Source organism: Gordonia shandongensis DSM 45094 (assembly GCF_000423025.1).
GTDB lineage: Bacteria > Actinomycetota > Actinomycetes > Mycobacteriales > Mycobacteriaceae > Gordonia > Gordonia shandongensis.
Genome location: NZ_AUHE01000012.1, coordinates 1 through 12,179, shown reverse-complemented (window position 1 = coordinate 12,179; position 12,179 = coordinate 1). Strand labels below are relative to the sequence as shown.

The following is a 12,179-nucleotide window of genomic DNA, read 5'->3' as shown; positions in this document are numbered from 1 at the left end:
CAGGGGGACGGGCGTCAGTGAAGCGGTGAGAGCCGCGCCGACGCCGCGTGGAGCGGCAGCAGGTAGCTGCGCACGAAGTCTTCGATCTGCTCGCGTCCCGCGAGGGGCAGCAGATCGGTCGGCTGGGTGAAGAACGAGATCACGATGCGCACCACGATCTCGGTGATCACCAATGCGTCGGGCGTCGACATCGTCGACGCCATGACGGCTCGGATCACATCGACGGTGGAGCCGTTCAGCGACGCCCACATCTGCGAGACGAACTCGGGGTCGTGGGCGATGAGGCTGGCGATGAGCGTGCTCTCCTGCAGGAACACCATGCCCTCCACCCAGAGGCGGACGAACCGGTCCGCCTCGTCCTCGATCTCCAGGGCGGGCAGGAGGCGTTGGGCACTGGCACGGACTTCGGCGCGGATCAACGCGTCGAAGACGTCGACCTTGCGTCCGCAACGACGGTAGACCGTCTGGCGCGAGACGTTCGCGTCCCGCGCCAGACGGTCGGTGCTGAAGCGCTCGTAGCCGTGGGCGATGATCTGATCGCGGGCGACGGCGAGGATCCGGTCCCGTTCGGGGTCCGGTTCCTCACCCGCGCTCAGCAGCGATAGGAGCCTGCGAGCATGTTCCGCGTCGGCCAACGGTCTACCTGTCGTTCTCGTGTATTGATCGTGTCGAACGGTATCAGCGGACGCCGATGTCAGCGGGCGGCGGTGTCAGCGCCGCCGCGGGCGATCGCCGACGACATCGGGCATCCGGCCGCCTCGGCCTGGGCGAGGATGTCGTCCGACTCGTCGAGGAACTTGCCGGCCTCCTGAACGGCCTTCATCCGCGGCGACGCCGATTCGGCGTAGTCGGACAGATTGCCGCGTCCGGTGCCGAAGGGGCGCGGCAGGATCTTGGTCGCGAGCCGAGCGGCCGGCGTCCAGCCCTTGCGTCCGATGCGTTCCTGCGCGTCACGCCAGCGGGTGCTGATCATGATGGCGTCGGGCGCGATCCGGAACAGGAACCGCAGGACGGGGTCGACCATCTTCGCGGTGCGGCGGTGCTTCTGCAGCTGCGGGAGCTGCCACAGGCGTTCGGCCAGTGCCGGCGGCGCCGACAGTGCCGTCCAGTTCATCACGATCGTCGCCACGGTGCGGGATGCGAAGATCTGCAGGATGGCCTCGAGGAACTCCTCGTCGACGCGAACGGTGTCGGGATCCTTGTAGTAGTCGTCGAGCCACTGCTGCATCTCATCCCAGGTCTTGGGGACCAGGTCGGGGTCGCAGCCGAGCATGGCGGCGAACTGGAGGACTTCCTCGTTGTACTTCAACGACTCGGTGAACGTCAGCGGGCCGAAGAACCGCTCGTACAGCTGGCGGTACGGGACCATCTGGGTGAGGACGGTGAACACCATCAGCTCGGGTTCGAGGGCGGCGAACGGTGTTCCCGGTCCGTACCGCTTGCTGGTGGAGTCCTCGGGCATCCGCATCACGATGCGGCTGTGGTAGCCGAAGATCCGGTTGCTGGTGCGGGTCGCGAGCTCGTCGTCGCCGACGAACCAGTCCATGAACGCCTCGTATGTGCGCGAGTACCGGGGCAGGGGGTCGGTGTCCTGCCGGATCTTGGACGTCGCCTCGCTGCCGACGGGGGTGCGTGCACCGGAGAAGCCCGCGGTGATCCGGGGTTCGAAGACCTCGAGGATGCCCGCGTACCAGACCATCAGCGGCAGCACGGGGAAGGCCTTGGAGATCTTCCACATCGTGGAGTCCGGACCGAAGTAGCCGAAGGCGGGGTCGTCGATCCGGGCGCGCGCCGCGGCCAGCTGATCCCGGTACTCGGTCGTGGTGATGATGTTCTTCAGCTCGTCGAGGGTGGCGCGGCGCTCGGCGCCGCGCGCCAGCGTCGCGGGCTTCGATTGCGAGCTCTGAGGGTGGATCACCGTCTGCATGGGATGCTCCTAACTATGTGACAGTGTTACGTCCCAACAACTTTGTAACACCGTATCACGCCGGGGTGTGATCGGTGTCGCACATCGAGACACGAGATGAAGAGAAGACGAGCTGAAGAGAAGACGAGATGAAGAGAAGACGGGGTGAAGACAAGACGGGGTGAAAAGGGAGGGGCCCCGCCTGTGGCGGGACCCCTCCCCGGTGGTTGGTCGTGGGCGGTGGTTGGTCGTGGGCGGTGGGTGGTCGTAGGCGATCAGTACGAGCGCGGGAGCGACAGGGTGTGCTGCGCGATGTGGTTGAGCACCATCTCGGTCGACACCGGCGCGATCTGCTGCAGCCGGGTGATTCCCCACAGGTCGGCGAGACCGTACTCGATCGTCATGCCGTTGCCGCCGTGCACCTGGATCGCCGTGTCGAGCGCCGCCAGCCCGGCCTTCGACGCGGCGTACTTGGCCATGTTGGTCTCTTCGCCCGCGTCGAGTCCCTCGTCGTATCGGGCGGCCGCCTGCCACACCAGGGAGCGCGCCGCCTCCAGATTCACGTGCGCCGAGGCCAGCGGATGCGCCACCGCCTGATGGGTGCCGATCGGCACGCCCCAGACCTGCCGTTCGTTGACGTACCGCTGAGCCTTGGCCAACGCGTAGCGGCCGATCCCGGTGCAGATCACCGCGCTCATCACCCGCTCCGGGTTCAACCCGTCGAAGAGTGCGCGCAGGCCGCCGTTGACCTCGCCGACGAGACGATCGGCGGGGAGCCGGATGTCGTCGAAGAAGAGAGTCCACTGCCGCTCCGGGGCGGTCACCGCGGTCGGGACGAGCGTCCGCTCCATCCCGGCGACGTCGGAGTCGACCAGGAACAGCGACAACCGTCCCCGCCCCGACCGCTCGTCGACCGAGGTCCGCGCGGCGAGGAGGAAGTAGTCGGAGTGCTCGATCCCCGAGATGAAGGTCTTGGTGCCGTTGATGATCCACTCGTCGCCCTCGAGCCGCGCCGACGTCGAGAGCATGTGGGAGTTCGACCCGGCGTCGGGCTCGGTGAGCGCGAACGCGATCCGCCTGCTGCCGTCCGCGATCGACGGGAGGTGCTCGCTCTTCTGCTCCGGAGTCCCGTGTCGCACGAGGATGTTCGCGACGATCCCCTGCGTGAGGACCAAGTACAGCTCGGGGCATCCGCCCGCGGACATCTCCTCGAGCACGATCGCCAACTCCATGACGCCCTGGCCGGATCCGCCGTACTCCTCGGGGACGTTGAGGCCGAGGAAGCCGCCGGCCGCGAGATCGTCCCACATCTCGCTCATCGGCTCGTTGGCCGCCGATCGCCGGGCGTAGTAGTCGTGGCCGTACTTGCCGACGATCCGGGCGAGCGTGGCGCGCATCGCCTGCTCCTCGTCGGTCGGCTCCACAGTCAGGGCGGCCGCGCCCTCACCGATCACTGTCTTGACGCCCATGGGTCCTCACTCGCTGTTCTGCGGCGGTAGGCCGCGCTGGTCGGATGTGTCGTGTTCAGGGATGTGTCGTGCTCAGGGATGTGTCGTGTTCAGAGATGTGTCGTGTTCAACTGTCGCGGCCGTCGTCGGCCGTCGGTTGTCTCAAGATGCGACGCGGCCCGGATGTCGCGGACTCGCCGAGGGCGGCGAAGGCGTCGGTGAGCATCGCGTGCACGTGCTCGCGGGTGATGAAGCCGCGTTCGAGCCACGCCTCGGTGGCGGCCGTGATGAGGGCCTGGTAGCACTGCACGGTGACCAGGTGGACCGGATCGTCGGGGTTCAGACCGACCGCGGTCGTCAGTTGGCGCTCCCAGGCGCGCATGCTCCCGGCCAGCAGCCCGGCCACCTCGGCGTCGCTGCTCGTCCGTGCTCGGAGCATCGCCACGTACGCCTCGCGGTTGCGTTCGATGCTGCCCAGCCAGTGCTCGAACAGGGAGTCGACCCGCTCGGCGACCGTGTCGCCGCGGATGTATCCGATCTGCGGCGGGACCGTCGCGAAGCGGCCGAGTGCGACGAGGAAGAGCTGGCGTTTCGAGGCGAAGTGGTACAGGACGTTCGTGCGCGTGGTACCGGCGGCATGGGCGATGTCGGAGGTCGAGACCTCCTCGTAGGATCGCTCCCCGAACAGGGTGCGGGCGGCCGCGATGATCTGTTCCTGGCGGTCGTCGGACTCCAGTCGGACCCGTCGGCGCGCGGGGGCGGCCCTGCTCACGATGTCGACGCCTCGAGGTCGATGCCGAGTGCCCGCATCTTGCGATACAGGGTCGACCGGGCGATGCCGAGCGAGTCGGCGGCCTTCCTCTTGTTCCCGCGCGCATCCCGCAGCGCCTGGACGAGGGCGGCCGCCTCGACCCGGTCGAGTCCGGCCAGTCGGCGGCGGCTGCCGTCGACGACCGCTGCGGCAGGCAGGTCGTGCACGCCGATGTAGGCGGCGGTGGTGGCCTGCAGGACGCTGAAGACGCGGTGCTGCAACGACGCGACGTTGTGGGGGTGGTCGGTCCGCGAGAGGGCCTGCAGGGCGTCGGTCATCCACTGCACGCGGCCGCGTTCGGGGTACGCGGCGGTGTAGCGGCGGGTCAGTTCCCGCACGAGGGCGGGAAGATCCTCGATGCGGTCCCGCAGGGGCGGCACGGTGACGACCGACCCGAACAGTCCGAGCACGTCGGTGGGGTCGATGCGACCGTCCTGCGGTCGAGCCGTCGCCACGACCCGCGTGGTGGCCATCGCGTCCCCGAGGAGTCGGGTCACCTCGATCGAGATCGCCGACGGGAGCCGGTCGAGGTGGGTGACGACCAGTCGCGGCGGGCTCTCGGCGAGGATCGCCCGCAGCCGCTCCAACCATTCGGCCCAGCCGATCCGGATGCCGTCCATCGCGTTGATCGACTCGGCGCCGTCGCTGATGGCGGCGGCGATCGCGGTCTTCCCGGTGCCGCTCTCGCCGACCAGGAGCAGCGACGCCCCCGCCAGTCCGGAGACGGTGCGGCACAGGTCCTGCCACCGGCCGCTGGAGCCGACGAGGCCGGGGAGCGATTCGGCGGGTGTCGGGGCGGCCGGCGCGGTCCGGCGCAGCCGGAGGATCATTCCGACGGTGGTCTCGCCGTCGAGGACGGGGATGAAGCGGACCTGCATGTCGTGGCCGTCGCCCACGTCGACCTGTCGTTCATCGACGGTCTGCGACCGGGTGAGCTGTCGCGCGCGCTCCCAGAGGATCGACTGCTCCTCGATGCCGACCAGACGGGCCGCGGCGGCGTTGGTGATGATGGTCTGCTCGCTGATGGCGACCACCGCGTGTCTGCTGTCGCGGTTCTCGGCGAGGTAGCGGTCCATCAGCATCCGCTCGCCGCGGCAGGCCGGGTCGGCGAGGTCGGCCTCGATCCCTCGGACGAGCTCTTCGATCCAGGACAGTGCGATCGGATTGTCGTCGACGACGTGTGTGAGCAGATGCAGGCTGCCCGCGATCCGCCTGCGGGGCGCCTGCCGGATCGCGGTGCCGGTCGACGCCAAGGAGATGAGGCGGGTCGCGAAGTGCTCGGGTCCGCATGCGGTGACGGGTTCGCCGGTCACGAGGGTGGAGAAGCTGGACGCGCCCACGGCGGTCTCGGCCATGGACATGCCGACGCGGCAGTCGATCTCGTCGAGGGTGTGCAGGACGTCGTCGACGCCCCAGCGGCCCAGCACGGTGCCGGCGGCGTTGGTCAGGACGACGGCGCCGCCGCTGCGGTCGATGTCGGCCGCGCGCCCGGCCATCGTCGCGGACACGGTGTCGAGGAGGTGGCCGTCGCCGGGCTGCCGTTCGCCGGGGAGTGGGCGGGCGGTCGCGCGGTCCATGCGGTCGGTGCGACACCGGGCCCAGGCTCGATCGAGGGCGGTGCTGCGCGCATCGTCGTCGCGTCCGGCCGCGGTGGGGGACTGTCGGTCGATCATCTGTTCCGTCACGGATCGCCTCCTCGGTGATGCACTCATCCTGAAGCGCTACTGACAGGGTGTCAAGAGGTTACTGACATCCTGTCGGTACGAGGGGGTCGCCGGCGGGCCGGGCTGTAGCGAACTGGCACAACCGTCCGCGACGGAGGCGGACGACCATCTCGTCCATGAGCACCGCGACACCGCATCCACAGTTCGCCGCCGACCTCGCCGAAGTCCGCAGCGGCGCAGCCCGACCGGCCGCCCCCGAATACGTCCCGCGGCGGCTCGGCGTCGTCGGGGCCGGAATGATGGGCGCCGGCATCGCCTACGCGGCCGCCGCACACGGCATCGACGTCGTCCTCGTCGACACCACCGCCGAGCGGGCGGCCGACGGCAGGCGATACTCCGAGAAGGTCCTCGGACGGCGGGTCGACCGCGGTGCGGTGACCCGGCAGGAGGCCGCGACGATCCTCGACCGGATCCGGGCGAGCGGCGATTACGCCGAGCTGAGCGGCTGCGACGGCGTCATCGAAGCGGTCTTCGAGGACCCGACGCTCAAGGCCGACGTCTTCGGCCGCATCCAGACCGCGGCCCCCGACGCCTTCCTCGCGTCCAACACCTCGACGCTGCCGATCAGCGACCTGGCCGCGGCGACCGCCGACCCGGCGACATTCATCGGGATGCACTTCTTCTCCCCGGTCGACCGGATGGAACTGCTGGAGATCGTCGTCGGCGCCGAGTCGAGCGATCACGCGACGGCGAAGGCGTTCGACCTCGGTGCGGCGCTCGGCAAGACGCCGATCGTCGTCAACGACGCACGGGGCTTCTTCACGAGCCGGGTCATCACCAAGTACCTCGACGAGGCGATGGCGATGGTCGCCGAGGGCGTCGGCGTGGAACGCGTCGAACGCGCCGCCCTCGCCGTCGGCTACCCCGTCGGACCCCTGCAACTGGTCGACGAGACGAGCATCGCGCTGGCCCGGACGGTTCGCGACGAGAACCGAGCGGCAGCGGGCGACGCCTGGACCCGCTACGGATCCGACGACGTGCTCGACCGCATGGTCGCCGAGTTCTCGAGACCCGGCCGGGCCGCCCGCGGCGGCTTCTACGACTACGACGATGCGGGTCGCCGCGTCGGCGTGTGGTCGGGGATCGCCGAGCACTTCGGGGCCGATTCGTCGATGGCCGACGACGACGTCCGCGATCGTCTCCTGTTCAGCGAGGCCGTCGACACCCTCCGCTGTTTCGCCGAGGGCGTCCTGCGCAGTCCCGCGGAAGCCAACGTGGGTTCGGTGCTGGGCATCGGGTTCCCCGTCGCCATCGGCGGCACCGCGCGACTGGTGTCCGACCATCCCGGCGGCGTCGACGGCTTCCTGGCCCGCGCCGACGAACTCCGCTCGCGGTACGGCGACCGCTTCGCCGTGCCCGCCGGTTCGTCCGAGATCGTCGGGGAGTGGTCGTGACCGCAGCACCCACCCTGACCAGACGGCTCGCCGCGCTCGCGACGGACCGCGGCGAGTCGCCGGCGGTCACGGACGGCACGCAGTCCGTCGGCTTCTCGGATCTGCGGGAGCGCGCGGACGCGGTCGCCTCGGGTCTCGCCGGCGCCGGCGTCCGGGCCGGCGACCGGGTCGTGATGCTCGCCCGCAACCGGGTCGAACTCTTCGAGGTGCTGTTCGGGTGCGCACGCATCGGCGCGGTGTTCACCGCGATGAACTGGCGGCTCACCGAGGCCGATCTGCGGGAGCTGATCGCCGACAGCGGCGCCCGGGTGGCGTTCGTCGAGTCCGCGTTCGCCGGCGCCGTCCCGGCCGGGGTCGACCGCGTCGAGTTCGGTGCCGGCTACGACTCCTGGCGCAGCGCCGGTGCCGACCGGCGAGACGATCGGGGAGACGGTGGCGCCGCCGCCGACGACAGCGATGCGGTGGTCTTGCAGTTCTACACGTCGGGAACCACGGGACGGCCGAAGGGCGTCGAGATCTCCCACGACAACCTCGCCTATCTGGTGCGTGCCGGGGAACGGTGGCAGCTGGGGCCGGACCGGGTGGCCGCGGCGGCGATGCCGTTCTTCCACATGGGCGGGTCGGCGTGGGGACTGGTCACGATCCTCCTCGGCGGGACCTGCCGGGTGATCGACGACTTCGATCCGGAGGCGTACCTGGCGGTCGTCGAGACGGAGCGGGTGACCAATGCGCTGCTGGCGCCGACGATGCTCCAGATGCTTCTGGACGCCCCGTCGGTGGAGGCCAGGGACCTGTCGTCGTTGACGTCGATCGCGTACGGGTCGGCACCGATCACACCGGCCCTGCTGGCACGGATCCGGGAGGTGTTCGCGGTGCCGCTGCTGCAGCTGTACGGGCTCACCGAGACGTGCGGGGGCATCGTCCAGCTCGACGACGACGATCACCGCGGCGAGCTGCTGACCTCGGTGGGGCGCCCCTATCCGTGGGTGGAGGTCACCATTGCCGACCCGGAGGGGAACCCGGTGGACGTCGCCGAGACCGGGGAGATCTGGGTGCGGTCACCGCAGTGCTCGCGCGGCTACTGGCGCAACCCCGAAGCGACGGCCGACCTCATCGGCGCCGACGGCTGGCTGCGGACCGGGGATGCGGGAAGCGTGACGGCCGAGGGGTACCTGTTCGTCACGGACAGGATCAAGGACATGGTGATCACCGGTGGGGAGAACGTCTATCCGTCGGAGGTCGAGCGGGTGCTCGCCGAACACCCGGACGTCGCCGACCTCGCGGTGTTCGGGGTGAGCGACGCCGTCTGGGGTGAGGCGGTCACGGCGGCCGTGGTGCTGCGGCCCGGCGGCGACGTCGACGGGCCGGAGCTGATCGAGTGGATGCGGCCCCGGATCGCCGGGTACATGCGGCCGAAGACCGTGCACGTCATGGACGATCTGCCGCGGAACCCGGCGGGCAAGATCCTCAAACGCGATCTGCGGGCCGTCGTGGAGGCCGGATCCGACGGGGCGGGCCGGTGACGGTCGCGGTTCGGCTCGAGGGGACTTCCGCGCGGCGCGGTGCGGCGCTCGCGGTGGCCGACACCGGCGGCGAGCTGACGCACGCCGAGTTCACCGAGCGCGCGGCCCGGGTGGCCGCGTTTCTGCGGGACCACGATGTGACCGGCGGTGACCGGGTCGGCATCCACTTGGGGAACAGCGCCGACTTCCTGGCGATCCTGGTCGGGGTGTGGCGGGCGGGCGCGGTGGCGGTGCCGTTCAACGTCGCCGTCTCCGGGGGCGCGTTGCGGCACGCCGTCGCCGACTCCGGGGCCCTCATCGCCTTCGTCGACGAGGTGGGGGCGGCTCGGCTGGCACAGCACTGTCCCGATCAGCCGATGGTCCGTCGCACGGTGTTGGTCGGCGGCGCCGATTCGGTCGATGTCCGCGCCGGTGCGGCGTGGTCGTTCGCGGACGTCGAGGCCACCGCGCCGTGCGACGAGATCGTCCCGCGCGCGGGCTCCGACGATGCGATCCTGATGTATACGAGCGGTTCGACCGGCACGCCGAAGGGCGTGCGGCAGACGCACCGCAATGTCGAGGCGGCCGTCGATGCGACGATCGCGGTCTGGTCGCTTGGCGATGAGGACCGCGCCGTCGTCTGCACCCCGTTCTTCCATGTCGGCGGACTGCAGCTGGTGGCCCTGCCGATGCTCCTGTGCGGAGGGTCGATCTACGTGCTGGGCGCCTGGAGCGCGGGCGGGTGGCGCCGCGCCGTCGCCCGGTGGGCGGCGACGTACACCGCGCTGGTGCCGACGATGGTCGTCGACGTGGTCAACGAGTTCGGCGACGCTCCGGTGGATCTGTCGTGCGTCCGCGTCTGTGCGATCGGCGGGTCGGTGCTGCCGACGGACCCGGTCCGGCGGTTCGTCGCCGCGACGGGGGTGCGGTCCGCGGTCAACATCTACGGGCAGACCGAACAGTCGGGGCTCGCCGTGTGCGAGCGACCCGGCGAACAAGATCTGCCGACGTCGCTGGGTCGGCCCCTGGACATCGTCCGGTGGCGCCTGGTGGAGCCGGAGACGGGGCGCGAGGTGACCGATCTCCCGGGGCGGATCGGTGAACTGCAGGTGGCGGGCGACGCCGTGACTCCCGGCTACTGGCGGCTTCCGGAGGTGGACGCCGAGCGGTTCGTCGACGGCTGGTTCCGCACGGGCGATCTGCTGCAGCGGGTCGGCGACGAACTCGACTACGTGGAGCGCATCGACGAGTTGATCGTGACGGGCGGCGAGAACGTGTACCCGCAGATGGTGGAGAACGCGCTGGCCTCCTGCCCGGACATCGCGGAGGTCGCGGTGATCGGGACCCCGCACGAACGGTGGATGCAGCAGGTGACGGCGATCGTCGTTCCGCGGACAGATGCGGTGACGGTGGAGTCGGTCCGCGACTACAGTGCCGCGCACCCCGACCTGCGGGGCCCGGCACGTCCTCGCCGCATCGAGTTCGTCGACGCCCTGCCCCGCACCGGGAACAACAAGATCGACCGGCCGGCGTTGAAGCGCCGGTTCGGCGGCGGTCGCTGACTCGCATCGCAACGTCCGGCGTCGCGAATTGCGACGTCCTGCCCGGCCCGGGTGGTGTGACGGTGGATGACGGATTCACCATTCAGCTCAGTTGAGGAGATCACTCGTGGCAACAGAAGCCGTCATCGTCGACGCAGTCCGCACCGGTTCGGGGCGCGGTAAACCCGGAGGCGCGCTGTCCGGGGTCCACCCGGTCGACCTGCTCTCGCAGACCCTCCAGGCACTCCTGGCGCGCAACGACATCGATCCCGCATTGATCGACGACATCGTCGGCGGATGCGTCTCGCAGGTCGGCGACCAGGCTTTGAACATCACCCGCAATGCGGCACTGCGCGCGGGTCTTCCCGAATCGGTGCCCGCGACCACGGTGGACCGCCAGTGCGGGAGCAGCCAGCAGGCGGTGCACTTCGCGGCGCAGGGCGTTCTCGCCGGGGCGTACGACGTGGTCGTGGCCTGCGGTGTGGAGTCGATGAGCCGGGTGCCGATCGGAACGAGTTCGCAGGGCGGCGACCCCAACGGGGTTCCGTTGGCCGACCGCTATCCGGAGGGGCTCGTCCACCAGGGGGTCTCAGCCGAGCTGGTGGCAGCCAAGTGGGGACTCGACCGCGCGACGATCGACGAGTATTCGGCGCGGTCGCACCGCATCGCGCACGAGCTGTTCGAGGCCGGTCACTACGACCGCGAGATCGTTCCGGTCACGCTGCCCGACGGGTCGGTGCACCGCAGTGATGAGACCGTGCGTCCGACCACGACGGCTGAGGGGCTGGCGGGGTTGTCGCCGTCGTTCCGCGATGATGCGCTGGGGCAGCGGTTCCCGCAGATCGACTGGTCGATCACCGCGGGCAACTCCTCACCGTTGACCGATGCCGGCTCGGCCATGCTGATCATGTCGGCGGAGCGGGCAGAGCAGCTCGGGTTGACGCCGCGGGCGCGGTTCGCCTCCTTCGCCGTGGCGGGGAGCGACCCGCTCTACATGCTGACAGGTGTCATTCCGGCCACCGAGAAAGTTCTCAAGCGCAGTGGGATGACGCTCGACGAGATCGAGCACCACGAGGTCAACGAGGCCTTCGCTCCGGTGCCGATGGCATGGCATCGCGAATTCGGCACCGACCCGGAGCGGTTGAACCCGGCCGGTGGCGCCATCTCACTGGGGCATGCGCTCGGTGCCTCGGGTGTCCGGCTGATGACCACGATGCTCAACAGTCTGGAACGGACGGGAAGTCGGTACGGACTGCAGACCATGTGTGAGGGCGGCGGAATGGCGAACGCGACGATCATCGAACGTCTCTGACCCGGATCGGGCCCTACTCGTTTCCGGTCGGTCCTCATCAGTTCTCGTGCAATCCCGGCGTGTCGTGATGTTCGGCGTGTCGGGATTGTGCGGTCAGTGGTGCGGGTGACCGGGCTCGGAAGGGCGGTTGGGCTCAGGAGGGCGGGGCTCAGAAGGGCGGCAGGTCGTCGTCGGTGGAGTTGAGTGCGGCGAGTGCTTGGTCGGTTTCGCGGTGGCGGCGGTTGATCGCCCGTTGCTGCATCCGGTATCGGTGCTTGGCCTCCAGGCGGGTCCGTGTGCGTTTAGGTGCGTTCTCGGCGTGTCGGGTTGTTCGGCGTGTCGCGCCGGTTGGGGTGTTGTGGTCGCAGGGGAGCATGCCGAGTTCGGGGAGCAGCCAGGTGTTGGCGGCTTGGCGGCGGATGGTGATGCCTTCGGGTGTGGTGAGCTCGGTCCAGATGGTGCCGTGGGCGTCGGTGATCTGGTCGTCGAGCCAGCCGCGGGTGTGGGTTTTCAGGCCGTGGTGGAAGCGGCATTTGGGGTTGAGGTTGCACGCGCACGTCGG

At 69.7% G+C, this 12,179-nt stretch carries 9 protein-coding genes and 1 pseudogene; 4 read left to right on the top strand and 6 right to left on the bottom strand.

Annotated features, from left to right (window positions below):
• Nucleotides 1–14 precede the first annotated feature (14 nt).
• From G528_RS18050 to G528_RS17260, 5 genes are all read right to left on the bottom strand, one after another.
• Nucleotides 15–635, bottom strand: coding sequence for a TetR/AcrR family transcriptional regulator (locus tag G528_RS18050; RefSeq protein ID WP_026919032.1), 621 nt, complete (start codon nt 633–635; stop codon nt 15–17).
• Between the two features lie 59 nt (nt 636–694).
• The gene (locus G528_RS0111110; protein WP_169515259.1) at nt 695–1,918 is read right to left on the bottom strand and encodes an oxygenase MpaB family protein; all 1,224 of its coding nucleotides are present in this window, start codon (nt 1,916–1,918) and stop codon (nt 695–697) included.
• 263 nt (nt 1,919–2,181) lie between these two features.
• A complete protein-coding gene (locus tag G528_RS0111105; RefSeq protein ID WP_211220633.1) occupies nt 2,182–3,336 on the bottom strand; it encodes an acyl-CoA dehydrogenase family protein in 1,155 nt (384 codons plus the stop codon).
• A 145-nt stretch (nt 3,337–3,481) separates the two neighbouring features.
• Nucleotides 3,482–4,126, bottom strand: coding sequence for a TetR/AcrR family transcriptional regulator (locus G528_RS17265; protein ID WP_051198706.1), 645 nt, complete (start codon nt 4,124–4,126; stop codon nt 3,482–3,484).
• Nucleotides 4,123–5,850: a helix-turn-helix domain-containing protein gene (locus tag G528_RS17260; protein WP_051198704.1), complete on the bottom strand. Its 1,728-nt coding sequence runs from the start codon at nt 5,848–5,850 to the stop codon at nt 4,123–4,125. Before G528_RS17260 ends, G528_RS17265 begins: the two co-directional genes overlap by 4 nt.
• Before the next feature lie 155 nt (nt 5,851–6,005).
• Between G528_RS17260 and G528_RS17250 the strand changes: the two genes are divergently transcribed.
• From G528_RS17250 to G528_RS0111075, 4 genes are all read left to right on the top strand, one after another.
• Nucleotides 6,006–7,283 carry a 3-hydroxyacyl-CoA dehydrogenase family protein gene (locus tag G528_RS17250; protein WP_051198701.1) on the top strand — a complete coding sequence of 426 codons (1,278 nt, stop codon included), beginning with the start codon at nt 6,006–6,008 and terminating at the stop codon, nt 7,281–7,283.
• On the top strand, nt 7,280–8,806 hold the full coding sequence (locus tag G528_RS0111085; RefSeq protein WP_156890425.1) for a class I adenylate-forming enzyme family protein: 1,527 nt from the start codon (nt 7,280–7,282) through the stop codon (nt 8,804–8,806). The genes G528_RS17250 and G528_RS0111085 overlap by 4 nt, the downstream gene beginning before the upstream one ends.
• Nucleotides 8,803–10,347 (top strand): class I adenylate-forming enzyme family protein, encoded by a 1,545-nt coding sequence (locus G528_RS0111080; RefSeq protein WP_026919028.1) that lies wholly within the window; start codon nt 8,803–8,805, stop codon nt 10,345–10,347. Before G528_RS0111085 ends, G528_RS0111080 begins: the two co-directional genes overlap by 4 nt.
• 106 nt (nt 10,348–10,453) lie before the next feature.
• Nucleotides 10,454–11,638, top strand: a complete 1,185-nt coding sequence (locus tag G528_RS0111075) for a thiolase family protein (RefSeq protein ID WP_026919027.1) — start codon at nt 10,454–10,456, stop codon at nt 11,636–11,638.
• A 148-nt stretch (nt 11,639–11,786) separates the two neighbouring features.
• On the opposite strand, the pseudogene G528_RS18640 reads toward G528_RS0111075, so the two are convergent.
• Nucleotides 11,787–12,179, bottom strand: a pseudogene (locus G528_RS18640) (HNH endonuclease); the annotation flags it as partial.